The organism is Streptomyces sp. NPDC052687, from assembly GCF_040678395.1.
Classification (GTDB): Bacteria; Actinomycetota; Actinomycetes; order Streptomycetales; family Streptomycetaceae; genus Streptomyces.
In genome coordinates, this window is sequence record NZ_JBFATR010000031.1 from 55,758 (window position 1) to 80,289 (window position 24,532).

General features: G+C 73.7%; 21 protein-coding genes and 1 pseudogene. 8 read left to right on the forward strand and 14 right to left on the reverse strand.

Annotated elements, in window-relative coordinates; genetic code table 11:
* Positions 1–74: 74 nt before the first annotated feature.
* From AB0K92_RS22965 to AB0K92_RS22985, 5 genes are all read right to left on the reverse strand, one after another.
* The gene (locus tag AB0K92_RS22965) at positions 75–1,844 is read right to left on the reverse strand and encodes a TIGR03767 family metallophosphoesterase (protein WP_365925647.1); all 1,770 of its coding nucleotides are present in this window, start codon (positions 1,842–1,844) and stop codon (positions 75–77) included.
* A 325-nt stretch (positions 1,845–2,169) separates the two neighbouring features.
* Positions 2,170–3,624 carry an argininosuccinate synthase gene (gene argG / locus AB0K92_RS22970; RefSeq protein ID WP_365925649.1) on the reverse strand — a complete coding sequence of 485 codons (1,455 nt, stop codon included), beginning with the start codon at positions 3,622–3,624 and terminating at the stop codon, positions 2,170–2,172.
* 47 nt (positions 3,625–3,671) lie between these two features.
* Entirely contained in the window at positions 3,672–4,139 is a 468-nt protein-coding gene (locus AB0K92_RS22975; RefSeq protein ID WP_365925650.1) for an NUDIX hydrolase, read from the reverse strand.
* Between the two features lie 9 nt (positions 4,140–4,148).
* Positions 4,149–5,039 carry a pyridoxamine 5'-phosphate oxidase family protein gene (locus tag AB0K92_RS22980; protein WP_365925652.1) on the reverse strand — a complete coding sequence of 297 codons (891 nt, stop codon included), beginning with the start codon at positions 5,037–5,039 and terminating at the stop codon, positions 4,149–4,151.
* Positions 5,039–5,482 carry a VOC family protein gene (locus tag AB0K92_RS22985; protein WP_365925654.1) on the reverse strand — a complete coding sequence of 148 codons (444 nt, stop codon included), beginning with the start codon at positions 5,480–5,482 and terminating at the stop codon, positions 5,039–5,041. Before AB0K92_RS22985 ends, AB0K92_RS22980 begins: the two co-directional genes overlap by 1 nt.
* A gap of 128 nt (positions 5,483–5,610) precedes the next feature.
* Between AB0K92_RS22985 and AB0K92_RS22990 the strand changes: the two genes are divergently transcribed.
* A complete protein-coding gene (locus tag AB0K92_RS22990) occupies positions 5,611–6,153 on the forward strand; it encodes a CGNR zinc finger domain-containing protein (RefSeq protein WP_365925656.1) in 543 nt (180 codons plus the stop codon).
* 189 nt (positions 6,154–6,342) lie between these two features.
* Positions 6,343–9,651: a S8 family serine peptidase gene (locus AB0K92_RS22995; RefSeq protein WP_365925658.1), complete on the forward strand. Its 3,309-nt coding sequence runs from the start codon at positions 6,343–6,345 to the stop codon at positions 9,649–9,651.
* Between the two features lie 64 nt (positions 9,652–9,715).
* On the opposite strand, the gene AB0K92_RS23000 is transcribed toward AB0K92_RS22995, so the two are convergent.
* Both AB0K92_RS23000 and AB0K92_RS23005 read right to left on the reverse strand, forming a co-directional pair.
* Positions 9,716–10,549 carry a hypothetical protein gene (locus AB0K92_RS23000; RefSeq protein ID WP_365925660.1) on the reverse strand — a complete coding sequence of 278 codons (834 nt, stop codon included), beginning with the start codon at positions 10,547–10,549 and terminating at the stop codon, positions 9,716–9,718.
* Position 10,550: 1 nt separating this feature from the next.
* Complete coding sequence (locus AB0K92_RS23005) at positions 10,551–11,117, reverse strand: sigma-70 family RNA polymerase sigma factor (RefSeq protein ID WP_365925662.1); 567 nt, start codon at positions 11,115–11,117, stop codon at positions 10,551–10,553.
* Between the two features lie 401 nt (positions 11,118–11,518).
* Here AB0K92_RS23005 and AB0K92_RS23010 point away from each other — a divergent pair, with 401 nt between their 5' ends.
* Positions 11,519–12,547, forward strand: a complete 1,029-nt coding sequence (locus AB0K92_RS23010; RefSeq protein WP_165998618.1) for an aspartate-semialdehyde dehydrogenase — start codon at positions 11,519–11,521, stop codon at positions 12,545–12,547.
* A 29-nt stretch (positions 12,548–12,576) separates the two neighbouring features.
* On the opposite strand, the gene AB0K92_RS23015 is transcribed toward AB0K92_RS23010, so the two are convergent.
* Complete coding sequence (locus tag AB0K92_RS23015) at positions 12,577–13,776, reverse strand: MFS transporter (RefSeq protein WP_365925664.1); 1,200 nt, start codon at positions 13,774–13,776, stop codon at positions 12,577–12,579.
* 93 nt (positions 13,777–13,869) lie between these two features.
* Here AB0K92_RS23015 and AB0K92_RS23020 point away from each other — a divergent pair, with 93 nt between their 5' ends.
* Positions 13,870–14,742, forward strand: a complete 873-nt coding sequence (locus tag AB0K92_RS23020; RefSeq protein ID WP_365925666.1) for a LysR family transcriptional regulator — start codon at positions 13,870–13,872, stop codon at positions 14,740–14,742.
* A 169-nt stretch (positions 14,743–14,911) separates the two neighbouring features.
* Here the strand turns inward: AB0K92_RS23020 and AB0K92_RS23025 are convergent, their stop codons facing one another.
* Positions 14,912–15,388, reverse strand: coding sequence for a DUF1203 domain-containing protein (locus tag AB0K92_RS23025; protein WP_365925668.1), 477 nt, complete (start codon positions 15,386–15,388; stop codon positions 14,912–14,914).
* A 111-nt stretch (positions 15,389–15,499) separates the two neighbouring features.
* Here AB0K92_RS23025 and pepN point away from each other — a divergent pair, with 111 nt between their 5' ends.
* Both pepN and AB0K92_RS23035 read left to right on the forward strand, forming a co-directional pair.
* The gene (gene pepN, locus AB0K92_RS23030) at positions 15,500–18,082 is read left to right on the forward strand and encodes an aminopeptidase N (protein WP_365925670.1); all 2,583 of its coding nucleotides are present in this window, start codon (positions 15,500–15,502) and stop codon (positions 18,080–18,082) included.
* 49 nt (positions 18,083–18,131) lie between these two features.
* Complete coding sequence (locus tag AB0K92_RS23035; RefSeq protein WP_365925672.1) at positions 18,132–18,890, forward strand: NAD(P)-binding domain-containing protein; 759 nt, start codon at positions 18,132–18,134, stop codon at positions 18,888–18,890.
* A 9-nt stretch (positions 18,891–18,899) separates the two neighbouring features.
* Here the strand turns inward: AB0K92_RS23035 and AB0K92_RS23040 are convergent, their stop codons facing one another.
* From AB0K92_RS23040 to AB0K92_RS23050, 3 genes and pseudogenes are all read right to left on the reverse strand, one after another.
* Positions 18,900–19,646 carry a DUF6193 family natural product biosynthesis protein gene (locus AB0K92_RS23040; RefSeq protein ID WP_365925674.1) on the reverse strand — a complete coding sequence of 249 codons (747 nt, stop codon included), beginning with the start codon at positions 19,644–19,646 and terminating at the stop codon, positions 18,900–18,902.
* A 166-nt stretch (positions 19,647–19,812) separates the two neighbouring features.
* Positions 19,813–20,010: pseudogene (locus tag AB0K92_RS23045) on the reverse strand (EamA family transporter); the annotation flags it as partial.
* An 85-nt stretch (positions 20,011–20,095) separates the two neighbouring features.
* Positions 20,096–21,055, reverse strand: coding sequence for an EamA family transporter (locus AB0K92_RS23050; RefSeq protein ID WP_365925676.1), 960 nt, complete (start codon positions 21,053–21,055; stop codon positions 20,096–20,098).
* Between the two features lie 143 nt (positions 21,056–21,198).
* Here AB0K92_RS23050 and AB0K92_RS23055 point away from each other — a divergent pair, with 143 nt between their 5' ends.
* A complete protein-coding gene (locus AB0K92_RS23055) occupies positions 21,199–21,720 on the forward strand; it encodes a MarR family transcriptional regulator (protein ID WP_365925678.1) in 522 nt (173 codons plus the stop codon).
* On the opposite strand, the gene AB0K92_RS23060 is transcribed toward AB0K92_RS23055, so the two are convergent.
* A complete protein-coding gene (locus tag AB0K92_RS23060; protein WP_365925680.1) occupies positions 21,717–23,267 on the reverse strand; it encodes an FAD-dependent monooxygenase in 1,551 nt (516 codons plus the stop codon). The two genes, AB0K92_RS23055 and AB0K92_RS23060, sit on opposite strands and share 4 nt — an antisense overlap.
* A gap of 155 nt (positions 23,268–23,422) precedes the next feature.
* Here AB0K92_RS23060 and AB0K92_RS23065 point away from each other — a divergent pair, with 155 nt between their 5' ends.
* On the forward strand, positions 23,423–24,001 hold the full coding sequence (locus tag AB0K92_RS23065; protein ID WP_365925682.1) for a TetR family transcriptional regulator: 579 nt from the start codon (positions 23,423–23,425) through the stop codon (positions 23,999–24,001).
* 120 nt (positions 24,002–24,121) lie between these two features.
* Here the strand turns inward: AB0K92_RS23065 and AB0K92_RS23070 are convergent, their stop codons facing one another.
* Positions 24,122–24,394: a hypothetical protein gene (locus AB0K92_RS23070; protein WP_165998634.1), complete on the reverse strand. Its 273-nt coding sequence runs from the start codon at positions 24,392–24,394 to the stop codon at positions 24,122–24,124.
* Between the last annotated feature and the right edge of the window lie 138 nt (positions 24,395–24,532).

Genomic DNA, 24,532 nt, shown 5'->3' on the forward strand with positions numbered 1-24,532 from the left:
GAGGGGAGAGGAGGGGCCGCCGGGCCCGTGCGTCCGGGCGGCCCCTCTTCCCGCGTGCCCGCGGCCGCTCGGGGTCAGCCCTTCTTCAGCAGCAGTTCGGTGTTGCGGTCCCGGGTGGTGCCGGCGAGGTCGGTGCGGGCGCCGGGGGCGTTGAAGGACAGCTCGCGGTAGAGGGCGGCGAGGCCGGTCTGCGAGAGGTCGGTGAAGTCGGTGCGGTGGGGGGCGGCGGACTCGACCATGGTGGTGAACACGGAGAGCGTGCCGTCCTTGTTGTCGGTGAGTTCGACGATCCGGGCGAGCTGGGGGAAGTCCACGTGGGAGGCGGTGGAGATCTCCCAGAAGGAGCGGCCGCCCGGACCGGGGTGCGGGGTGATCTCGTTGCGGTGGATGTGGCCGTTGATCCAGGCGAGCACGTTGCGGTGGCGGCCCAGGACGGCGAGGACGTCGGCCCCGTCGTGGCGGCGCTCGTTCGGGCGGGCCGGGTCGGGGCGGGAGTTGTTCATGGTCTTGCTGGTGTGGTGGCTGAAGACGACGGCGTGGGAGTCGGCGTTCCGCCGCAGGGTGCGCTCCAGCCAGCGCAGTTGGCCGGCGCCGAGGGAGCCCGCGTAGTGGCCGCCGGGGTCGGTGGTGTCGAGGCTGATGCCGATCACGTCGTCGGCGATGCGGAAGCTGTAGTACTGGGTGCCCGCCTCCAGGTTCGCCGTGGAGTAGCCGTGCCCGACCGGGCCCATGCCCGCGTACGCCGGGTCGAGGTGGGCCCGGACGTACTCCTTGGCGGTGTACGACGCGCGCCGCTCGTCGGGGGTGACCGGGCGCAGGTCGCGGGCGTGCGCCTTGAGCAGGTCGCGGAAGCGGACGCCGAGCGGGTCGGTGGCGTTCTTGATGGCGTCCTGGAGCTTCTTCGCCTCGCTCGCGGAGAGGGTCATGAGCTTCTTGCCGCCGACCGCGAAGTCCCTGAGGTACGGGTCGCCGTGGCCGTAGCAGCCGAGCGGGAGGGAGTCGTGGTTGCCGACCGTCGAGTACCAGGGCAGGTTCAGGCCGGGGCTGTGCACCTCGCGGGTGGCGGCGGCGAGGAAGCCCTCCAGCCGCGGGAAGCCGCGCTGCTTGTCGGCGTCGCGGACGGCGGAGTCCGGCTGCCAGTACTGGACGAGGCCGCTGTTCTGGACGCCCTCGTAGCGGCGCGGGTCCCCGGAGTCCGGGCGGATCCGGCCTCCGCTGAGCACGGTGAGGAACCACTCCAGCTCGGTCATGGCGTTGTTGTCGGTGTTGTCGCCGGTGGTCATCGCGAAGTGCAGCGGGGCGCCGGTGGCGGGCGCGCCGCGCAGGGCGTTGACGCGCTCCACGAGCGACACCGCGCCGTGCACGGTCAGCAGTTCCTGCGGCCGCCAGGCGTGCACGTCGGCCGAGCGCAGGAACTCCAGCCGCAGCGGGTGCTGGGCGTCGATCAGGTGCAGGTCGGTGAGCTGGACGAAGGCCGCGAGCGCCGTACGCCGGTCCTCGCGGCCGGACTTGGGGGCGGCCAGGTCGTCGCGGACGACGCGCGGCCAGCCCTTGCCGTCGCCTAGCCGGCGGTAGCCGCTCGCGCCGCCCACGGGTGCGGCGACGCCGGCGAGGGTGGTGCCGCGGGTGTAGGGCGCGAGGGGGGCGAGCGGGGCCTTGCGGGAGAGGGCGACCGGGGCCTCCCCCACGGCCGGCGCGGCGGTGGCCGCCCGGCTGTCGGTGGGCCGCAGCGCGTAGCCGGCGCCCGCGGACAGCGACACGGCGGCGGCGGTGGCGAGGACGGCCCGGCGGTGGACCGCCGGCTCGTGGACGGCGGAGCTGGCGACAGAGCGTGTGCGCGACATGGCGCGGTCTCCCCGAGTGCGAACGCGTCGGCAGTGGCGCGGACGGCCGCTCGCGCGAACCCCCCGCTCGCTCTGGATGCTTGGCAGCGGGGATGACCTGTGTGTGAACGCGGCGGCAACGGGCAGCGCCGATCACGGTACGTGGATCTCGTGCCACCTTGCGCGTCCGCGACCGCTCCCTCGCAGGCCGGTAACGGGTCACTCCGCGTTCATCTCACGGGGTACGCGGGGTGGAACGAGCCGGGCGCACGGCCGGGGCCGGACACGGCGACGGGCCCCGGCGGAGGGAGTCCGCCGGGGCCCGTGGGGCCCGTGAGGGGGTGGGTCAGTCCGTGCCGGACTCCATGGCGGCGCGGTCCAGCAGCGCGTCCTCCTCGGAGACCTCGCCGCGGGAGGCGATGGCCTCGGCGCCGCCCTCGGACAGCGCCGGCATGGTGCCGATCAGCCCGGTGGCGGCGGCCTGGGAGGCGCCGATGGTGGGGCTGCCGGTGCCGATCAGGCCGAGGCCCGCGTACTGCTCCAGCTTGGCGCGGGAGTCGGCGATGTCGAGGTTGCGCATGGTGAGCTGGCCGATCCGGTCCACCGGGCCGAACGCGGAGTCCTCGGTGCGCTCCATGGACAGCTTGTCCGGGTGGTAGCTGAACGCCGGGCCCGTGGTGTCGAGGATCGAGTAGTCCTCCCCGCGCCGCAGCCGGAGGGTGACCTCACCGGTGACGGCCGCGCCGACCCAGCGCTGGAGCGACTCGCGGATCATCAGCGCCTGCGGGTCCAGCCAGCGGCCCTCGTACATCAGCCGGCCGAGGCGGCGGCCCTCGTTGTGGTACTGGGCGAGGGTGTCCTCGTTGTGGATCGCGTTCACCAGGCGCTCGTAGGCGGCGTGCAGCAGGGCCATGCCCGGTGCCTCGTAGATGCCGCGGCTCTTGGCCTCGATGATGCGGTTCTCGATCTGGTCGGACATGCCGAGGCCGTGGCGGCCGCCGATGGCGTTGGCCTCCATCACCAGGTCGACGGCGGAGGCGAACTCCTTGCCGTTGATCGTGACCGGGCGGCCCTGCTCGAAGCCGATCGTCACGTCCTCGGTGGCGATCTCGACCTCGGGGTCCCAGAACCGCACGCCCATGATGGGCTCGACGGTCTCGATGCCGGTGTCCAGGTGCTCCAGGGTCTTGGCCTCGTGGGTGGCGCCCCAGATGTTGGCGTCGGTGGAGTACGCCTTCTCCGCGGAGTCCCGGTAGGGCAGGCCGTGGGCGACCAGCCACTCGGACATCTCCTTGCGGCCGCCCAGCTCGGTGACGAAGTCCGCGTCGAGCCAGGGCTTGTAGATCCGCAGGTTCGGGTTGGCGAGCAGGCCGTAGCGGTAGAACCGCTCGATGTCGTTGCCCTTGAAGGTGGAGCCGTCGCCCCAGATCTGGACGTCGTCCTCGAGCATGGCGCGCACCAGCAGGGTGCCGGTGACGGCGCGGCCGAGCGGCGTGGTGTTGAAGTACGCGCGCCCGCCGGAGCGGATGTGGAACGCGCCGCAGGTCAGCGCGGCCAGGCCCTCCTCGACGAGCGCCGCGCGGCAGTCGACCAGGCGCGCGACCTCGGCGCCGTAGGTCTGGGCACGGCCGGGCACCGAGGCGATGTCGGGCTCGTCGTACTGGCCGATGTCGGCGGTGTACGTGCACGGGATGGCGCCCTTGTCGCGCATCCAGGCGACGGCGACCGAGGTGTCGAGCCCGCCGGAGAAGGCGATGCCGACGCGCTCGCCGACAGGGAGGGAGGTGAGGACCTTGGACATGGCAAAACTATGCAACAACTCGCATTGTCATGCAAGCCCGCGCATGATCATGCAGCTCCGCGGGGGTGCGCGTCCGGCCCCGCGCCGCCCCGCTCGCGCCACATGTCCAGCCCGATGTCCACCAGAGGCACCCGGACGAGTGCGGGCACCGCGGCCAGGTCGTGCCAGGCGGCCATGTCCGTGGAGCCGCCGACCTCGAAGGTCAGCTCGCCGCCGGTGACCCGTCCCGCGTAGAGCAGCCGTACGGAGTGATGGTCGACGGGGCGGCGCAGGCCCCGGCGCGGGAACGGGCGGCGGGAGGAGTGCACGCCGAGGAGACCGGTCACCTCGATGCGGTAGCCGGTCTCCTCCAGCAGTTCCCTGCGGACCGTGTCGTACGGGTCCTCGCCGTGTTCCATGCCGCCGCCCGGCAGCACCCACTCGGGCGTACCGTCCTCGGCCGGGGAGCGGGCCAGCAGGACCTGGCCGTCACGGACGCATATGGCGTAGGCCGCCACCCTCAGCTTCTGCCGCATCCCCGGAACTTAGCGCGCGGGCAGCGGATTGGCCGGGGAGTACTCGGGCGCGGACCAGCGCAGCGGGAGCGCGGCGGGGGTCTCGACGACCTCCGCGATCCCGAAGCGCACGACGCGGGCGCCGTCCGGCTCGAAGTCCGTGCGCGCCTCGCCGGTCAGCTGGAGCGTCGTGCCCGTCGTCCAGTCCAGGATCAGCAGGCCCGCGCGCGGGTCGGCGGCCAGGTTGCCGAGCGTGAGGAACATGGCGTTGCCCGCGTAGTCGCGCCAGCTCAGCTCGCGCGGCGAGTCGACCCGGAGGAAGCCGGGATGCCCACCGCGGTGGCTGGCGTCGGCGCCGTCCGGGTGCACGGTGGCCACGAACGCGGTGTCGGCCGCCGCGACGAACGCCGCCTGCTCCGCGGTGAGCGCGGCCCCCCGGCGCGGCGGCCGCGGCACGCGGTCCGCCACCACCTCGTACGAGGACCGCTTCTGGAGGTACTTCGGACAGTTCGAGAACACCTGCCGCGCCGCCACCGCGAACCCCCGCGCGGTCGGCTCGGCCACACCGTTGAGGCGCATCCGGCGGCGGGCGCGCGGGTCGAGGGCGAGGGTGCCGACGGGGGTGCCGGGGGTCGCGAGGGCCGTTGTGAGCGGGTCGGCCGGGGGCGGTCCGGCCGCGACGGAGATCCCGTGCGGGCCGGTGGCGCGGACGAAGCCGGGGGCGCCGGCGAGGGGCGAGGCCCACACGCCGCCGCCCGCCGGGTCGGCCGCGCCGACAACCAGCAGGGGCTGGAGCTCCAGGAAGGCCGCCGCCACCGGCTTGATGCCGAGGCCGATGGAGCGGCCGACGTGGTCGGCGAGGTCCCGCACGCCGACCCGTTCCTGCACGGCGAGCGAGCCCGCGTGATAGACGCCGGGCACTAGAAGAACCCGCAGGTCGGAGTGGAGTCGTGGGGGGCGGGGGCGCCTTCGGCGCCGTTCGGCGCGCAGATCTCCAGGCGGATGCCGTCCGGGTCGTGGAAGAAGATGCCGCCCGACGCGGCGCCTTCCCGGTGGGCCACCACACCGTCGTAGGCGAACTCCACGCCGTACGCCCGCAGCGCCTCCTCGTACTCCCTGACCCGCTCCATCGAGCCGGCCTCCAGGGCCAGGTGGTGCAGCCCGGAGCGGTCGGCGGCGAACGGCTGCTCCGCCTGCTCCCACAGGGCGAGGGCCAGCCCCTCCCCGTCGCCGAGGAGCGCGAACCGCCGGCCCTCCTCCTTGCCCTCGGCCAGCAGCCGGAAGCCCAGGAGGTCCCGGTAGAAGGCGAGCGAGCGGCCGATGTCGGTGACGTTCAGGCCGACGTGGCCGGTGCGCAAGGTCATGACTGTCCCCTTCAGCAGACACGGACGGGGCTTCGTTTTCTAACCCCTGTAAAAGACATTAGAGGTTAGACAGGGGGAGTGCAACCGGTGATCTAAGCTTGAGGGGTTAGTTCCGAAGGAGGCCGCCGATGCCCACCGCCCGCGATCCCCGCCCGCTGACCGGCGAGCCGCTCGCCCTCGACCTGCTCAACACCCGCTGGGTCCAGGACGGCGCCCCGCGCGACCTGCTCGACGGCACGGAAGGACTGGCGGTCTGGCTCGCGGCCAACGGGCTCGACGGGCGGTTCACCGCCGACGCGGACACCCTGCGCCACACCCTGCGGGCACGCGACGCCCTGCTGGCGGCGGTGGACGGCTCCCTCGCGGCCGGCGCCGCGGCCGTGGACGCGGTCCTCGCGCACGGGCGGATCCGGGCCACCCTCACCGAGGCGGGACCGGGCGAGGAGGCCGAGTTCGCGGACGCCTCCTGGGGGCCGGGCTGGCTCGCCGCCCGCGACTACCTCACGCTGCTCGCCACCGCGCCGGACCGCGTCCGCCGCTGCGCCCACGAGGCCTGCGTGCTGCACTTCCTCGACACGTCACGCAACGGCACGCGCCGCTGGTGCTCGATGGCCGTGTGCGGCAACCGCGCCAAGGCGTCCCGGCACTACGCCCGGACGAAGGACGCCTGACGGGCGGGCCAGTTGCCGCGATCGGGTACGAAACACCCATAACCCATCGCGGGTTTTCCCCATACATCCATATCGTTTCGGTCAACCTTCCCCAAACATCGGTCCCTTGGGTAAAGCTGAGCGGTCGTCCGGTGTCGCATTCCGGACGACAAGCGACAACGCTCGTTCCCTCACCTGTAAGGGATGCCGATGACCCACACCCCCCAGAGCGATCCGATACCGGGCGCCAGACGCGTGGCCCGTATCGCCGTGGCCGCCGGTCTGGTGGCCGCGCTCTCCGCGGCCGGGCCGATACCCCTGGCCTTCGCCGCGGACCCGGCCGCGCCGGCCGCGGCGGCCGACCCGGACGTCAAGTCCGCCCACGACAAGCTCGGCTCCGACGACGCCGACCTGCTCGCCGAGGCCAAGGCCGACGGCGACAAGAGCGTGACCATGATGGTCGCCACCGCGCCCGGGCAGACCGAGCAGGTCGCGAAGCAGCTGGACTCCGTCGACGGCGGTCTCGTGGGCAGTACGTACGACAAGCTCGGCTACGTCCGTGCGACCGTCCCCACCGGCAAGGCCGACGCGGCGATCGCCGCCGCGGTGAAGCTGTCCTCCGTGCAGGCCATCGACCTGCGCGAGGAGATCCCGCTGGAGGACCCGTCGCCGAACGCGCGCGGCGCGAAGGGCACGAGCGCCACCGGGAGCTACCCGGCCCCCGGCAAGGACACGCCCGCCGAGAACCCGTACAACCCGTCCTTCGAGACCGGCGCCGTCGAGTTCGTCGAGGACCACCCGAAGGCGGACGGGCGCGGCATCACCATCGGCATCCTGGACTCCGGTGTCGACCTCGGTCACCCGGCGCTGCAGAAGACCACGACCGGCGAGCGCAAGATCGTCGACTGGGTGACGGCGACCGACCCGGTCGCCGACGGGGACAACACCTGGCGCCGGATGACCACCTCGGTGGCCGGTCCCGCCTTCTCCATCACCACCTCCGCCCTCGGCACGGAGACCTTCAAGGCCCCCGAGGGCGCCTACCGGTTCAACTACTTCTCCGAGTCCGCCACCACGGGTGGCGACATGGCCGGCGACCTGAACCGCGACGGCGACACCACGGACGTCTGGGGCGTGCTCTACGACGCCGCCGCCGGCACCGTCCGCGTCGACCTGAACGACGACCTCGACTTCACCAACGACGACGCGATGAAGCCGTACAAGGACGGCTTCCAGGTCGGCTACTTCGGCACCGACAACCCGGCGACCGAGATCGCCGAGCGCATCCCGTTCGTCGTCGAGATCCGCAAGGACGTCGTCTACAACGCCTCCGGCGCCAAGGCCGACTACGTCAGCATCGGTGTCATCGAGGGCTCGCACGGCACCCACGTGGCCGGCATCACCGCCGCCAACGGCCTGTTCGGCGGCGAGATGAACGGCGCGGCGCCCGGCGCCAAGCTGGTCTCCTCGCGCGCCTGCACCTGGACCGGCGGCTGCACCAACGTGGCGCTCACCGAGGGCATGATCGACCTCGTCGTCAACCGCGGCGTCGACATCGTCAACATGTCGATCGGCGGCCTGCCGGCGCTGAACGACGGCAACAACGCCCGCTCGGCGCTCTACACCCGCCTGATCGACGAGTACGGCGTCCAGCTGGTGATCTCCGCGGGCAACTCCGGCCCCGGCACCAACACCATCGGCGACCCCGCACTCTCCGACAAGGTCATCTCGGTCGGCGCGACCATCTCCCAGGAGACCTGGGCCGCCAACTACGGCTCCGCGGTGAAGAAGGACTACGCGATGATGCCGTTCTCCTCGCGCGGTCCGCGTGAGGACGGCGGCTTCACGCCGACCCTGTCCGCGCCCGGCGCGGCGATCAACACCACGCAGACCTGGTCGCCCGGCGGCCCGGTCGCCGAGGCCGGCTACAGCCTGCCGCCCGGCTACTCCATGCTCCAGGGCACCTCGATGGCCTCCCCGCAGGCCACCGGCGCCGCCGCGCTGCTGCTGTCCGCCGCCAAGCGCAAGGGCATCGAACTGCCGCCGGCGAAGCTGCGCACGGCGCTCACCTCGACCGCCGACCACATCCCGGGCACCCAGGCCCACGAGGAGGGCGCGGGCCTGATCAACGTCGTCGACGCCTGGGACTCCGTCCTGGACGGCGCGAAGGCCCACGAGTACACCGTCAAGGCGCCGGTCGACACCGCGATCGACCAGTTCCTGAAGACGCCGGGCTTCGGCACCGGCCTCTACGACCGCGAGGGCGGTCTGAAGGCCGGTCAGAAGAAGACGTACGAGATCACGCTCACCCGCACCTCCGGTGCCGACCGCGCCGTCCGGCACGAGCTGCACCTGGAGAACAACGCGGGCGGCACCTTCCGCATCGTCGGCTCCGACGAGGTGAACCTGCCGCTGAACCAGCCGGTCACCGTCAAGGTGCAGGCCGCGCCGCGGTCCGCCGGGATCAAGAGCGCGATCCTCGAGGTCGACGACCCGCGCACCGAGGGCATCGACAAGCAGGTCCTCAACACGGTCGTGGTCTCCGCGCCGCTCGAGTACACGTACGCGGCGTCCGGTTCGGTGCAGCGCAACAGCCACAAGTCGTACTTCGTGACCGTGCCCGAGGGCGCGACGTCGCTGGAGGTCGCGCTGGGCGGGCTGAAGGACAAGAGCCAGACCCGGTTCATCGCCATCCACCCGTACGGCGTCCCGTCCGACCCGACGTCGACGGTCAACTGCTACGCGAACTACACCAACCCGGCCAACACCTGCCGCCCGGACGTGCGGTCGTACCCGAACCCGCAGCCGGGTGTCTGGGAGATCGAGGTCGAGTCGCGCCGTACGTCGCCGCTGCTCGACAACCCGTACAAGCTGGACGTCACCGTGCTCGGCGCGGCCTTCGACCCGCAGACCGTGACCGTGCCCGAGGCCAAGGTCGGCACCCCGGCCGCCGCCTCCTGGAAGGTGACCAACAAGTACGCCGCCCTGGAGGGCAAGCTGGTCGGCGGCCCGCTGGGCTCCTCCAAGACGGCCCGCCCGACCATCGCCAACGGGGTCACCCAGACCACCACGGTCCAGGTGCCCGAGGGCGCGCAGTCGCTGGACGTCACCATCGGCAACGTCTCCGACGCCGCCGCGGACCTCGACCTGGTCGTGAAGAACGCGGCCGGCACCCAGGTCGGCAGCTCCGCCGACGGTGACTCGGAGGAGTCGGTGTCCGTGGCCAAGCCGGCCGCCAGCACGTACACCGTCGAGGTCATCGGCTACTCGGTGCCCGCCGGTTCCACCGCCTACGACTACCTGGACGTGTTCTTCTCCAGCGCGCTCGGCTCCGTCACGGTCGACGACTCCGCGCCGGTGAAGCTCGGCACGGGTGCCTCGGCGACGGTCTCCGGCAGCGTCACCGCCGCCGCGGCCGCGCCCGAGGGCCGCGAGTTCTTCGGCCAGGTCCAGCTGGTCAACGCGCGCGGCACGGTCGCGGGCGTGGGCAGCGTGAAGATCGAGAAGGTCACGCCGTAACACCGGCACGACCTCGGGGCGGGCGTCCGTTGCGGGCGCCCGCCCCTTTCTCATGGGCCGGTCCTCACGGGCAGGTGGTGGAGCGCGCCCGCGGCAGTGCCTCGGCGATGGCGCGGCGCTGCGGGGCGATGTCCTCCTCGCCGACGAACCACAGGTCGGCCGCCTCGCCCCGGCGCGGGACGGCGACCAGCACGTGGTCGCCCTCGCGCAGGCTGCGGGGGGCGCCGAAGGCGGGTGCGTCGCCCGTGACGAAGGTGGCCTCGCCACCGGTGGCGCCGGCGGGCCGGTAGGACCGGATCACGTCCACGGTGACGCGCTCCTCGCCACCGCGCGGCCCCGGGACCACGTCGGTCACCGTGCCCTCCACCAGCAGCCGGGTGCAGGCGAGATAGGCGGGCGACCCGAGCGGCCCCAGCGACTTCTGCGCGCTCTCGGCCCCCTTGTCGGCCGCGCCGCTCGCCGCGTCGTCGACACCCTGCCCCGCCTGAACGGCCAGCCATCCCGTCCCCAGGAAGACGGCGAGGGCGGCGGCGAGCCCGAGGCCGTTGCGCACCCAGCGCAGGGTCCGCCGTGAGGGCTGCCGCGAGGGCTGCCGCGAAGGCCGCGGCGAGGGCACCGGTACGGGCTCGGGGCGGGCCGGCGCACGAGAGGCGGGCCCGGGCTCCGGTTCCGGCTCCGGTTCCGTCTCCGTCTCCGGCTGCGGTTCCGGCTCGGTCAGGGCGTGCGCGATGATGCCCAGCTGTTCCCGGAGCAGGGCCACGTCCGCCTCGGCGGAGCGGTATGCGGCCAGGAGGGCGGGGTCCGTGCGGGCGTCGTGGGGCAGGGGATCGCCGGTGAGGACGGCCATCAGGGGGTCGTCGCGGTCGTAGCCGCCCGGCCCGTCGTGTTCGACGGTCACGTCACACCACCTCGTCCTCGTGCAGCCGGGCGCGCAGGGCCCGGACCGCCGTGTGCAGCCTGCTCTTGACCGTGCCCTCCGGGATGCCCAGTTCCGCGGCGATGGAGCGCACCGGCAGGTCGGCGTAGAACCGGAGCACGACCACCTGCCGCTGGGCGGCGGGCAGCTCGTCCAGGCCCTGGGCGACGGCGACGGACAGCACGCTGGTGTCCTCGCCGGACGGGTGCTCCAGGTGCCGCAGCTGGGCGAGGCGTTCGCCGACGCGTTCCTGGCGGCGTTTGGCGCGGTGCCAGTCCACGGCGAGGTTGGAGGCGACGACCGCCGCCCACGCGGAGACGTCCCGCGGCGCCTCCCGTCCGCTCGCGGCGCGTTCCAGCAGCCGCAGGCGGACCTGCTGCACCCCGTCCGGCAGGTCCGCCTGCGGCACCCCGCCCAGCGCGAGCACCGCCCGCACCCGTCGTTCCTGGGCCGCGTCCAGCGGGTCGTCGGCACCGTGGTCGCCCCGGACACCCCGGTCCCCCCGGTCCGCCCCCTGGCCGCGGCGGGCCATTCTGCGCAGCACAGCCACCCCTCTCCTCGCCGCGTTTCCCCTATGACGCGGGGGGCGGCGGAAACGTTCGGCGGCTGCGGGAAGGACGAGGCGGTGTCGTACGTCACACCGGCGCCGAAACCAGGACGCCGCTCACATTCGCGCGCCGCCGGCGGGCCGGGCGCACCCGCGCCCACGGGGCGGACGAAAACCTGTTCGTCGCAGGCCGCGTCGGCAGAGCTTGCGGTCCGCGCCCCGTCCCGGACGGAATCCTGCGGGCCCGCGACCGGTGCCGCGAGACGCCCTCGGGACGCCGCTGACCTGGAGTGATCGTCCACGCCTCGGGCAAAGGATTGGACACACCTGCCGGGGTCCCCCGCATGATGGAAGGGGCCCGGCCGCCCGGGCACGTCACAGACACGCCACCCAGAGGAGTCCCCGTGAAGGTAGGAATCGTCGGAGCCACCGGCCAGGTCGGCACGGTCATGCGCAGGATCCTCGCCGAGCGGGACTTCCCGGTCGACGAGCTGCGTCTGTTCGCCTCGGCCCGCTCGGCGGGGACGGTCCTCGACGGGATCACGGTGGAGGACGCGTCCACGGCCGACTACACCGGCCTGGACATCGTGCTGTTCTCCGCGGGCGGGGCCACTTCCAAGGCGCTGGCCGAGAAGGTCGCCGCCCAGGGCGCGGTCGTGATCGACAACTCGTCCGCCTGGCGGCGCGACCCCGAGGTCCCGCTGGTGGTCTCCGAGGTCAACCCGCACGCGGTCGCCAACCGCCCCAAGGGCATCATCGCCAACCCGAACTGCACCACGATGGCCGCGATGCCGGTGCTGAAGCCGCTGCACGCGGAGGCGGGTCTCGAGGCCCTGGTGGTGGCCACCTACCAGGCCGTGTCCGGTTCCGGCCTCGCGGGTGTCGACGAGCTGTTCGAGCAGGTCCAGAAGGTCGGCGCGGACGCCCCCAAGCTCACCCACGACGGCTCGGCCGCCGAGTACCCGGCGCCGAACAAGTACGTCGCGCCGATCGCGTACAACGTGCTGCCGCTGGCCGGCTCCATCGTCGACGACGGCCTGAACGAGACCGACGAGGAGCAGAAGCTCCGCAACGAGTCCCGCAAGATCCTGGAGATCCCCGGGCTGAAGGTCTCCGGCACCTGCGTGCGCGTCCCCGTCTTTACCGGGCACTCCCTCCAGGTCAACGCCCGTTTCGCCCGCCCGATCAGCGTCGAGCGCGCCAAGGAGCTGCTGGCCGGCGCCCCCGGCGTCGCCCTCACCGAGGTGCCGACCCCGCTGCAGGCGGCCGGCCAGGACCCGTCGTACGTCGGCCGTATCCGCCGTGACGAGACGGTGGAGAACGGGCTGGCCTTCTTCGTCTCCAACGACAACCTGCGCAAGGGCGCGGCCCTGAACGCGGTGCAGATCGCGGAGCTGGTGGCGGCGGAGCTGACCACCAAGCGCGAGCAGTAGACGACGCCGCGGCGAAGCGGCGGGGGCGGTCACCGGGCGTCGGCGGCCGCCCCTCTCGCGTACCCGGCGGCGACCGCCGCGAGCAGCGCCGGCACCGCCCCCAGCACCAGTACGGCGGTGGCACCGGCCCCGTCGGCGACCCGGCCGCCGAGGAACGCGCCGAACGCGATGGCGCCGTTGAACACCCCCGCGAACAGGGCGGAGGCTGCCTCGCGGGCGCCCGGCGCGGCGGCCGACAGCCAGGTCTGGGCGGTCACCGAGACACCGCCGTAGACCAGGCCCCACAGGGTCAGCAGCGCCGCCGACGCGGGCAGCGAGCCGCCCGCCGGGACGAGCAGCGCCACGACCGTGCCGAGCGCGGCGGCGATCGCGGGCAGCGCCCGGCGCGGGACGCGGGCCGCGAGCGCGCCGCCCGCGAAGGTCCCGGCGATGCCCGCGAGGCCGTAGCCGAGCAGCAGGACGCTGATCAGGCCGGGGCCGGTGCCCGGCACCCGCTCCAGCACCGGGCGGACGTAGGTGTACGCCGCGAAGTGGCCGGTGACCAGCAGCGCGATCGCGGTCAGCCCGCGCGCCACCGCCGGGGTGCGCAGCAGCTCGGGGAAGGCGCCGAGCCGGACGGGCCGCTCGGCGGGCAGCGGGGGCAGCGCCACCGCCAGCAGGGCCGCGACGGCCAGGGCGAGGGCGGTGAGCGCGGCGAACGCCCACCGCCAGCCGGCCAGCGCGCCCAGGTAGGTGCCGGCCGGGACGCCGAGCACGGAGGCGACCGCGATGCCGCTGAACACGAGTGCGGTGGCCCGCCCGGCGGCGGGGCCGGGCACCAGCCGGGCGCCCAGTCCCGCGGCGACCGCCCACACCCCGCCGATGCACACCCCGACGACGGCGCGGGCGAGCAGCAGCACGGCGATGTGCGGGGCGAGCGCGGAGAGCAGGTCGGCCGCCGCGAGGAGGAGCAGCAGGGCGCTCAGCACGGTCCGCCGGTCGGCGCGGCGTACGGCGACCGGCAGCAGCGGGGCGGCGAGCGCCGCGAGCAGGCCGGGCAGGGTGAGGGCGAGTCCGGCGGTGCCCGCGGAGACGTCCAGGCCGGCGGCGAGCGAGGTGAGCAGGCCGACCGGCAGCATCTCGGTGGTGACGACGGCGAAGGTGGCGGCGGCCAGGGCCAGGACGGCCGCCCAGGGACGGCGGACCGCTTCCGGGGCGGCGCGGCCGCCGCGCGTGGTGGTGGAGGACATGTCTCCACCCTTTTGCGGGTGCGCGCCCGGAACAACGGCGAAGCGTTCAGCCTTCCATGAGCAGGGCTCATACATCGAGGTGAGGGGGCGGCTGTGGCGTCGGGAGCGGAGCTGCGGGAGCTGGAGTGCTTCCTGGTGCTCGCGGAGGAGCTGCACTTCGGGCGGACCGGGGAGCGGCTGTACGTCTCGCAGTCCCGGGTGAGTCAGCTGCTGCGCTCCCTGGAGCGGCGGATCGGCGCCCGCCTGGTCCACCGGTCCAGCCGCCGGGTGGCGCTCACCCCGCTGGGTGAACGCCTCCTCGGCGACCTGCGTCCGGCGTACGACGCGCTGCGCTCGGCCGTGGACGGTGCCCGCGCGGCGGCCCGCGGCGTCACCGGCACGCTGCGGGTGGGCTTCCAGGGGACGGCGAACGCGCGGCTGATCGATGCGGTCGCCGCGTTCGAGCGAGCCCGTCCGGGCTGTGCGGCCGAGCTGGTGGAGATCCCGTTCGCGGATCCGTTCGGCGCGGTGCGCGACGGTTCGGTGGACGCCGCGGTCGTCCTGATGCCGGTGGACGAGCCGGACCTGGTGCGGGGCCCGGTCTTCTCGCGCCGGCGCCTGACCGTCGCCGTGTCCGTGCGGCACCCGCTCGCCGCCCGTGCCTCGGTCCGCGCCGCCGACCTGGCCTCGGTGCCCCTGGTCACGGCCGCCGCGCCGGCCCCGGCCTACTGGCGCGCGGCCCAGGCGCCCGGCCCCGTCGCCGGTCCGGCGGTGACCACCCTCCAGGAGGGCCTGACCCGGGTCGCCACCGGCCGCGCCGCCCTGCTGCTGTGCCTGCCGACGGCCGCCCACCATCACCGCGAGGACGTCGCCTACGTCCCGGTCGACGACCTGCCGGACTCGGCGCTGGCCGTGGTGTGGCACCGCGACCGCGAGACGGAGCCGGTGCGGGCGTTCGCGCGGGCGGTGGCGGAGGGCCGGGACTGAGGCGGGCGGTGGCGGAGGGCCGGGACTGAGGGCGGACGGCGAGCGGTGCGGCGGGCCCCCGTGGTCCCCTTACGGCCGCCGCGCCCCCACCCTCCTACGGCCGCCGCACCCCGTGGCCCCTACGGCCGCCGCACCCCGCACCCCCTACGACCGCCGCACCTCGTACCCCCTACGACCGCCGCACCTCGTACAGGAAGCACCCGTACTCCACGGCCCGCACGTGCACCAGCGCCACCTCGGGATCGGCGTACGCCTGCGCGAGGGCGTCCTCGAAGGACTCGGGCGGGGTGACCAGGTGCCCGCCGAGGATGCGGCCGTCGGCGGAGTAGCGGCGCAGCACGCGGTGGGAGTTCGTGAAGGGCAGGCCGTCGCCCGCGGGGCCGGGGCAGCCGGCGGCGTGGACGAAGACGGGGCCCTGCTCGTCGTAGGCGCCGGGGTCGGCGCCCGTGCGGGCCGCCCAGCGGCGCAGCGGGGCGTAGGAGACCAGGGCGATGGTCTCGCCGGGGGTGCTGCGGCGCAGGCAGCAGCGCAGCGGGGCGCCGCCCTCCTCGTCGGTCACGGGGACCGTCGGGCGCCCGGCGTCGTCGGTGGAGCGCAGCTCCTTCAGGACCTCCGGCGGGACGGGGTGTGCGGTGTACGTCGTCATGGCCCCACGGTCCTGCGCGGCGGACCCGTCGCCCGGCGGGATACGGACATCGCGTTCTGTGCGGGTCCCGTGGAAGGATGGCGCAACCCACACATATCGAGGAGATGACGCGTGCCTGGCACAAACCTGACTCGCGAAGAGGCGCAGCAGCGGGCGAAGCTGCTCACCGTTGACTCGTACGAGATCGATCTCGACCTCTCCGGGGCGCAGGAGGGCGGGACGTTCCGGTCCGCGACCACGGTGCGCTTCGATGTCGCGGAGAACGGTGCGGAATCGTTCATCGACCTGGTGGCCCCGGCCGTCCACGAGGTGACCCTCAACGGTGACTCGCTCGACCCGGCCGAGGTCTTCGCGGACTCCCGGATCGCCCTGCCCCGCCTGCTGGAGGGCCGCAACGTCCTGCGGGTCGTCGCCGACTGCGCGTACACCAACACCGGTGAGGGACTGCACCGGTTCGTCGACCCGGTCGACGACCAGGCGTACCTGTACACCCAGTTCGAGGTGCCGGACGCCCGCCGGGTCTTCGCCTCGTTCGAGCAGCCGGACCTGAAGGCCACGTTCCGGTTCACCGTGCGGGCGCCGGAGGGCTGGACGGTGATCTCGAACTCGCCGACGCCGGAGCCGAAGGACAACGTCTGGGAGTTCGCGCCGACGCCGCGCATCTCCACGTACGTCACCGCGCTCATCGCGGGCCCGTACCACAGCGTGCACAGCGTGTACGAGAAGGACGGGCAGTCCGTCCCGCTCGGCATCTACTGCCGTCCGTCGCTCGCCGAGTTCCTCGACGCGGACGCCATCTTCGAGGTGACCCGGCAGGGCTTCGACTGGTTCCAGGAGAAGTTCGACTACGCGTACCCATTCGAGAAGTACGACCAGCTGTTCGTGCCGGAGTTCAACGCGGGCGCGATGGAGAACGCGGGCGCGGTGACCATCCGCGACCAGTACGTGTTCCGCTCGAAGGTGACGGACGCGGCGTACGAGGTGCGCGCGGAGACCATCCTGCACGAGCTGGCCCACATGTGGTTCGGCGACCTGGTCACCATGGAGTGGTGGAACGACCTGTGGCTGAACGAGTCGTTCGCCACCTACACGTCGATCGCCTGCCAGGCCGCGGCGCCCGGCTCGCGCTGGCCGCACTCGTGGACCACGTTCGCGAACTCGATGAAGACCTGGGCGTACCGGCAGGACCAGCTGCCGTCCACGCACCCGATCATGGCGGACATCCGCGACCTGGACGACGTGCTCGTCAACTTCGACGGCATCACGTACGCCAAGGGCGCGAGCGTGCTGAAGCAGCTGGTGGCGTACGTCGGCGAGGACGAGTTCTTCCGCGGCGTGCAGGCGTACTTCAAGCGGCACGCGTTCGGCAACACCCGCCTGTCCGACCTGCTGGGCGCGCTGGAGGAGACCTCCGGCCGCAACCTGAAGACCTGGTCGAAGAAGTGGCTGGAGACCGCGGGCATCAACGTCCTGCGCCCGGAGATCGTCACGGACGCCGACGGGGTCATCACCTCCTTCGGCATCCGGCAGGAGGCCCCGGCGCTGCCCGCGGGCGCCAAGGGCGAGCCGACGCTGCGCCCGCACCGCATCGCGGTCGGCCTGTACGACCTCGACGAGGCGTCCGGCAAGCTGGTGCGCACCGAGCGCGTGGAGCTGGACGTCGACGGGGAACTGACGGACGTACCGCAGCTGGTGGGCAAGCGCCGGCCGGCCGCCGTGCTGCTCAACGACGACGACCTGTCGTACGCGAAGGTCCGGCTGGACGAGGCGTCGCTGCGCACCGTCACCGAGCACCTGGGCGACTTCGCGGAGTCCCTGCCGCGCGCGCTGTGCTGGGCGTCGGCGTGGGACATGACGCGCGACGGGGAGCTGGCGACCCGCGACTACCTGTCCCTGGTGCTGTCCGGCATCGGCAAGGAGTCCGACATCGGCGTGGTGCAGTCGCTGCACCGCCAGGTGAAGCTGGCGATCGACCTGTACGCCGACCCCGCCGCCCGCGAGACGCTGCTGGCCCGCTGGACCGAGGCGACGCTGGCGCATCTGCGGTCCGCCGCGCCGGGCGGCGACCACCAGCTGGCCTGGGCGCGGGCGTTCGCGGCGACGGCCCGCACGCCGGAGCAACTGGACCTCCTGGAGGGCCTGCTGGACGGCACGCAGTCGGTGGAGGGCCTGGTCGTGGACACCGAGCTGCGCTGGGCGTTCGTGCAGCGGCTGGCCGCGGTCGGCCGCTACGACGAGGCGGAGATCGCCGCCGAGTACGAGCGGGACAGGACGGCGGCGGGCGAGCGGCACGCCGCCACGGCCCGCGCCGCCCGCCCGACGGCCGAGGCGAAGGCGGAGGCCTGGGCGTCGGTCGTGGAGTCGGACAAGCTGCCGAACGCCGTGCAGGAGGCGGTGATCTCCGGCTTCGTCCAGACCGACCAGCGTGAGCTGCTCGCGCCGTACGCGGACCGGTTCTTCGAGGTGGTCAAGGACGTGTGGGAGTCCCGTTCCCACGAGATGGCCCAGCAGATCGCCGTCGGCCTGTACCCGTCGGTCCAGATCTCCCGCGAGACGCTGGACAAGACGGACGCCTGGCTCGCCTCCGCCGAGCCGGGCGCGGCACTGCGCCGGCTGGTCTCGGAGTCCCGGGCGGGCGTCGAACGCGCCCTGAAGGCCCAGGCGGCGGACGCGGCGGCGGGCGCCGCCCGGTAGCGTCCGGCAGGACGCCCGTCCCGCAGTACGCCCGTCCCGCAGTACGCCCGTGAGGGGCGCCCGGTGCGACACCGGGCGCCCCTCACGGGGTCTAGGACTCACGGGGTACGGCGAAAGGGGTACGGCGAACCCCTCCGCGGAGGGACGCGCACCCACGTGCCGGCGCCCTACCGTCGAGGGCATGAAGATCGCCATTCTCGGAACGGGCACGGTGGGCCGCCACCTCGCCCAGGGCTGGCTGCGGGCCGGTCATGACGTCGTCCTCGGTTCCCGCAGGCCCGAGGAGGCCCGGCCGCGCGCCGAGGGCCTGCCGGTGACGGACCTCGCCTCGGCCGTGGCCGACGCGCCGGTCGTGGTCAACGCGACACCGGGCACCGCGTCGGTGGAGCTGCTGACGTCCCTGGGAGCGGACGCGCTGGCCGGGAAGGTGCTGCTGGACGTCGCCGTCGGGTTCACCGAGGGCGGCGACCTGTCGCACCTCGGGGAGAGCCTGGGCGAGGAGATCCAGCGGACCTTCCCGGCGACCCGGGTCGTCAAGTCCCTGTGCACCGTCGACAGCGAGCTGATGATCGCGCCCGGCTCGGTCGAGGGCCCCTCCACCCTCTTCGTCTCCGGCGACGACGCGGACGCCAAGCGCACGGTCCTCGGCCTCCTGCGCGACCTGGGCTGGCCGGAGGGCTCCCTCCTCGACCTCGGCGGCATCACCACGGCCCGCGGACAGGAGCACTACAGCCTGCTGTTCCTCGCCATCGCCAAGGCCCTGGGGTCGTACGGCTTCGGGATACAGGTGGTGAGGGAGCGGGCCTGACGGCCGGAGTCACCCGCCGAGCGTGACCGGGCCGAGCCCTGACGGCAGATGCCGCACGGCCACCGCCACGGCCTCCCGCGCGGTGGCGAACACGCCGAGGTCCGAGGAGGCCATGCTCCTGCCCACCCCGTACCGGCCGTCGCTGCCGGCCGACAGACGCGGTCCGACGACGGTCAGGTCCGGGCGGGTCGTGACCGAGAAGCGCAGCGCCCAGTGGCTGGTGAACGGATAGAGGGCGCGCAGCGCCGGCTGGGCGTACGCCGCCTCGATCAGTGCCCGGTGGGTGTCCCGCCAGACGTACTCCAGTTCCTCCGCCTGCCGGCGCAGGCCCTGCCACTCGGATTCCGCCATCAGCGCGGGATCCGGGTCGGGCGTCTCGATCCGTCCGGTCAGGTGCACGAAGGGCGCCGCCCGGCGGATGCCGTCCAGCGCGGTCCCGTCGTGCCAGGCGCGGGCGGCGGCGGCGAGCTGCGCCAGGTCCGCTGTCCCGCCGTCGACCAGGGGCACGCCCTGGAACGGCTCCGTACCGCGGATCGACCACCGCCGCTCGTGCCGCGACGCGCTGATCTCGAGCGGTGCACGGTGCGGCAGGAGGCTTTCGGCCGTCGCGTGCAGCAGGGGCTGGTGGTCCGACGCCTTGAAGGGAACGCAGCCGTGACCGGGACGGCGCTCCGCCTCGGCCCGAAGCGCCGCGGCGAGGCTGCCGCGGGCCGCGACCTCGGGGTAGAGAACGGCGGGATCACTCGGTGTGGGCACGGCTTCCCCCTGCGCTGGTCCGGTCGGGTCCGGTCCCCGACGCGCCATCTTGATCGCCACGGGAGGAGAGGTCAACGCCCCGCCGCCTCCCGCAGCGCCCGCAGCACCCTTCCCACCGCCGGTGCCTCCTGTGCGCCCTTGCGTACGGCCGCGACGACGTGGTCGCGGCCTGGTTGACGAGGGTGTTGCAGACGGCGACGCCGAGGAAGGACGCGAGGACGACGAAACCGAGGTGACGCCTGATCAGATCCCGTTGCCGCCAGGCCTGCCGGGCGCCGAAGGGGGCGACGACCGCGAGCGCCACCACCCAGCGCCAGAACGCGTGCTGCACGGGCGGGACGCTGTCGTGCAGGGCCCGGGAGGTGGCGTGGGGGTGGGTGCGGGGGTGGTGGTCCTGTGCAGGACGGGTGCCACGGAGGTCCTTTCGGTGGCCGGGGAGATCGATGGATCTACCGTCGCAACGCGGAACCCGTCACGTCCATCGAATCCTTTCGACCGTTCCTTTCACCAGAACTGAACGATCCGATGGCCATTCGGGAGGCCGCCTCCGGCGCCTTCGCGCGCGGCGCGAGCTGTCCCGCCACCGTCGCGCCGGAGGCGAGCGCCATGCCCGCCAGTTGCAGCGGGGTGAGCGCCTGCCCGAGCGCGGCCCAGCCGACGACGGCGGCGGTGAGCGGGGAGAGCGGCCCGAGGAAGGTGACCTGGGTGGCGGTGAGCCCGCCGATGCCGCGGAACCAGAGCCAGTAGGCGAGCGCGGTGTTGGCGAGGGAGAGGTACAGGTAGCCGCCGACGGCGGGGGCGTCCAGGGCGGGCGGCGCGCCCTCGACGAGGAAGGCGACGGGAGCGATGATCAGCCCGCCGGCGGTCAGCTGCCAGCCGGTGAGCGCGAGCGGTCCGACACCGTCGGGGCGGCCCCAGCGCTTGGTGAGCACGGTCCCGGCGGACATGGAGAGGGTCGAGCCGAGCGCGGCCGGCACGCCGAGGGTGTCCAGGGCGCCGGCCGCCTTCAGGACCACGAGGCTGACCCCGCACGCGGCGGCGATCGCGGCGAGCACGGCCCTCAGGGTGGCCCGCTGCCCCAGCAGCAGGGCGGAGAGTCCGATGACGAAGAGCGGCCCGACCGAGCCGACGACCGCGGCGAGCCCGCCGGGCAGCCGGTACGCCGAGAGGAACAGCAGCGGGAAGAACGCGCCGATGTTGAGCGCGCCGAGCACCGCCGCCTTGCCCCACCAGAGGCCGCGCGGCAGCACCCGGGCGAGGGCGAGGAGCAGCAGCCCGGCGGGCAGGGCGCGCGTCAGGGCGGTGAACAGGGGGCGGTCCGGGGGCAGGAACTCGGTGGTGACGGCGTAGGTGGTGCCCCAGGAGACGGGGGCGAGCGCGGTGAGCAGGACGGTGGCGGAGCGCTTCATGGCGGACCCCCTTCGAGGCGTGAGGTGGCCGCTGCGCGAACAGCTTGGCACTCATCAGCTTGGCAGTAATTAGCTTAGCGCTAAGCAAGTTTCCGTCAAGCTACTTTCTTGCGGCCGACCCATCCCACGCGGATACTCCTTCCATGACGCAGAGCCCGCCGACCGCCCCGGACCAGCCCGCCCCCGACGCGGTGGACGCGATCATCGAGCAGTGGGCCGCCGTGCGCCCCGACCTCGACACCCGCGCGATGGAGGTCTTCGGCCGCATCTACCGGCTCTCGCGCGCGATGGGCGACCGTACGGAGAAGGCGTACGCCCGCTTCGGCATCTCCCGCGGCGAGTTCGACGTCCTCGCGACCCTGCGCCGGGCCGGCGAGCCGTTCACCCTCTCCCCCCGGCAGCTGTCCGCCACCCTGATGCTCACCACCGGTGGCATGACCGGCCGCCTCGACAAACTGGAGCGCGCCGGTCTGCTGCGCCGCTCCCCCGACCCGCACGACCGCCGCGGTCTGCAGGTCACCCTCACCGACGAGGGCCTCGCCCTCATCGAGGAGGCCGTCGGCGCGGGCGTCGCCACCCAGACGGAGGCCCTTTCCGCCCTCACCGACGAGCAGGCCCGCCACCTGGCGGACCTGCTGCGACGGCTGCTGGCGGCGACCGTCTAGGACGGCGCCCCGTGGCGGCCGGGGCCGCCCACGTGCGCCCCCGGCACCTCCGGACCCGTGCCACCCACGTGCGCCCCCGGCATCTCGGGACCCGTGCCACCCACGTGCGCCCTCAGCGCCGCCTCCACTTCCGCCCCGTCCGCCGACTCCGCCGCCCAGGCCGCGTAGCCGTCGGGGCGGACCAGGAGGACGGTGCGCCGGGTGCTCGCCCAGCGGGCCGTGACCAGGCGGTCCTCGCGGGTGTCGCCCGCGTCGTGATCCCCGGGGGTGACGAGGACGAACCGGCCGCCGCGCAGGGCCTCGTAGAGGCGGGAGCCGTCGGCGAAGCGGAGGTCGGGAACGCGCCTGCCGGTCAGGGGGTGGGCGCCGCGGGGCGCCGGATAGCGGTAGCCGATGCCGGTGATCTGGGCGACGACCCTGCGGCGGACCGGGCCGGAGAAGCCGGCGAAGGCGGCCATGAGGGCGCGCAGGGCGAGGGCCGCCGGGCGCCTGGCCATGGCGAGGCGCAGGATGCCGCCGCTGCTGCGCAGCACCGCCCTGCCGACGGGGTGGCGCTCGGTGTCGTAGGTGTCGAGGAGGTCAGGGGCGGCGTGGCCGTGCAGCACCTGGGCCAGTTTCCAGCTCAGGTTGGCCGCGTCCTGGAGGCCCGTGTTCATGCCCTGGCCGCCCGCCGGGCTGTGCACGTGCGCGGCGTCCCCGGCGAGGAAGACCCGGCCGACGCGGTAGGTGGGCGCCTGACGTTCGTCGCTGTGGAAGCGGGACAGCCAGCGGGGGTCGCGCATCCCGAGGTCGCCGCCCAGCGCGCGGCGCACGATCCCCCGGATCTCCTCCAGGTCGACGGGGGTGTCGTCGGGGACGTCGCGGCGGCGGTCCCAGGCGGCGACCCGGTGGTAGCCGTCGCCGAAGGGGACGACGAGGGCGAAGGCGTCGCCGACGGCGTTCGCGGTCATCAGGTCCGCGTGGCGCGGGTCGAGCCGGACGTCCGCGAGGACGATCGAGCGGATCACCGAGCGGCCGGGGAAGGGCAGTCCGACGGCCTGGCGTACGGCGCTGCGCAGGCCGTCCGCGCCGACGGCGTACGCCGCGCGCAGCGTCCCGGTCCGGCCGTCCGCGGTCCTCACCTCGACGGTCACGCCGCTCGCGTCCTGGGTCAGCCCGGTCACCTCCGTCTCGTGGCGGAACTCGGCCCCCGCCGCCACCGCCCGCCGCTCCAGCGCCTTCTCCACCTCGTACTGCGGGACGACCAGCAGGTGCCGGAAGCGGGTGGGGAGGGAGTCGAACCCGACGGCGAGCCCGCCGAACAGGCGCAGCCGGTCCACCGGGCGGCCGACGGCCTCCAGTTCGTCGGCGAGGCCGCGGGCGTCGAGCTGTTCGAGGGTGCGGGCGTGCACGGCGAACGCGCGCGTCAGGTTACTGGTCCGGCGGGGGCGCTTCTCGAGGACGGTGACGGGGACGCCCGCGGTGGCGAGGTCACCGGCGAGCAGGAGGCCGGTGGGGCCGGAGCCGACGACGATGACCGAGGGTGCGGTGCTCGTGGTGCCGTTCATGGGGCCTCCCGGATGCCGGCGCATGGTGGTCAACGCCTGTTGGTCAACGCCTGTTGGTCAACACGTGTTGGCCACCCTTGTCGTCAACCGTAGGGCGTGCGACGGGGGGCGGTCAACGCTTGTTGGCCAACATGTGTTGGCATAGCCTCGTCGGCATGACCGACAGCCCCGACAGCTCCCGGGCGCGCCGCTCCGACGCCACCCGCACCGCCATCCTCGACGCCGCCCGGGAACGTTTCGCCTCCGACGGCTACGACCGCGCCACCATCCGGGCCATCGCCCGGGACGCGGGCATCGACCCGTCGATGGTGATGCGCTACTACGGCAACAAGGAGGGCCTGTTCGCGGCGGCCGTCGCCGTCGATCTGCGCCTGCCCGACCTGGCCGGGGTCGCCGGTGCCGAGGTCGGCCGGGCCGCGGCGGACCACTTCCTCGACGTGTGGGAGGGCAACGAGGTGCTGACCGCCCTCCTGCGGGTGGGCGTCGCCCATCAGGCGGGGACCGAGCGGCTCCACGGCGTCTTCCGGGAGCAGCTGCTGCCGTTCGCCCGCCGGTTCTGCCCGGACCCCGAGCAGGCGCCCGCCCGCGCCGCGCTCGTCGCGTCCCAGCTGCTCGGGCTCGCGCTCACCCGGTACGTGCTGCGCCTTCCGCCCGCCGCGGGGCTGAGCCGCGAGGAGATCGTCGCGTGGCTGTCCCCCACGCTCCAGCGGTACCTGACCGAGCCGGGCCCCTGAGGCCGCACGCCGGCACGCGGACACACCGAGGGCGCCGGTCTCGCCCCGTACGGGACGGCGCGTACGCACACGGGACGGCGTACGTACGACGGGCGAGCCGGCGCCCTCGGCGGAACGTGCTTACTGGGCCGTGGCCTTGGTCTGGATGTTCTTCGTGGTCACCCGGTGCTTCTCCTGCGACCGGTCCAGGACCATCACCAGGCCGGTGATGACCGCGAAGATCACGAGCGGGGCGATCACGAAGAGGCCCAGCGTCTCGATGACGCTCAGGCCCGAGCCGGGGTCGTCACCGTCGTCGCGGGTCAGCGCGCTCGCGGGAGACGACATGAGCAGCATCATCAGCGTCGTACCGGCGGCCAGGGCGCCGGCGCGCAGGGCGTTCTTCTTGTCCACGGTCCCAAAAGTAGCGAACGCCCGTGAGCCCCGCGCGCCCGGGGTGCCGTACGGCCCTCCGGCCCCCGGTCACGGGGCCCCGCCGTGCCGCGCGGGGTCCGCCCCGCAGCGCCCGGCGGGGGGCAGCCGCGCATCGCC

What these genes read in the sequence shown, in the direction of transcription:
- AB0K92_RS22965 (WP_365925647.1), bottom strand. Translation starts at nt 1,844, where the DNA reads ATGTCGCGCACACGCTCTGTCGCCAGCTCCGCCGTCCACGAGCCGGCG.
- argG (WP_365925649.1), bottom strand. Translation starts at nt 3,624, where the DNA reads ATGTCCAAGGTCCTCACCTCCCTCCCTGTCGGCGAGCGCGTCGGCATC.
- AB0K92_RS22975 (WP_365925650.1), bottom strand. Translation starts at nt 4,139, where the DNA reads ATGCGGCAGAAGCTGAGGGTGGCGGCCTACGCCATATGCGTCCGTGAC.
- AB0K92_RS22985 (WP_365925654.1), bottom strand. Translation starts at nt 5,482, where the DNA reads ATGACCTTGCGCACCGGCCACGTCGGCCTGAACGTCACCGACATCGGC.
- AB0K92_RS22990 (WP_365925656.1), top strand. Translation starts at nt 5,611, where the DNA reads ATGCCCACCGCCCGCGATCCCCGCCCGCTGACCGGCGAGCCGCTCGCC.
- AB0K92_RS22995 (WP_365925658.1), top strand. Translation starts at nt 6,343, where the DNA reads ATGACCCACACCCCCCAGAGCGATCCGATACCGGGCGCCAGACGCGTG.
- AB0K92_RS23015 (WP_365925664.1), bottom strand. Translation starts at nt 13,776, where the DNA reads ATGTCCTCCACCACCACGCGCGGCGGCCGCGCCGCCCCGGAAGCGGTC.
- AB0K92_RS23025 (WP_365925668.1), bottom strand. Translation starts at nt 15,388, where the DNA reads ATGACGACGTACACCGCACACCCCGTCCCGCCGGAGGTCCTGAAGGAG.
- AB0K92_RS23050 (WP_365925676.1), bottom strand. Translation starts at nt 21,055, where the DNA reads ATGAAGCGCTCCGCCACCGTCCTGCTCACCGCGCTCGCCCCCGTCTCC.
- AB0K92_RS23055 (WP_365925678.1), top strand. Translation starts at nt 21,199, where the DNA reads ATGACGCAGAGCCCGCCGACCGCCCCGGACCAGCCCGCCCCCGACGCG.
- AB0K92_RS23060 (WP_365925680.1), bottom strand. Translation starts at nt 23,267, where the DNA reads ATGAACGGCACCACGAGCACCGCACCCTCGGTCATCGTCGTCGGCTCC.
- AB0K92_RS23065 (WP_365925682.1), top strand. Translation starts at nt 23,423, where the DNA reads ATGACCGACAGCCCCGACAGCTCCCGGGCGCGCCGCTCCGACGCCACC.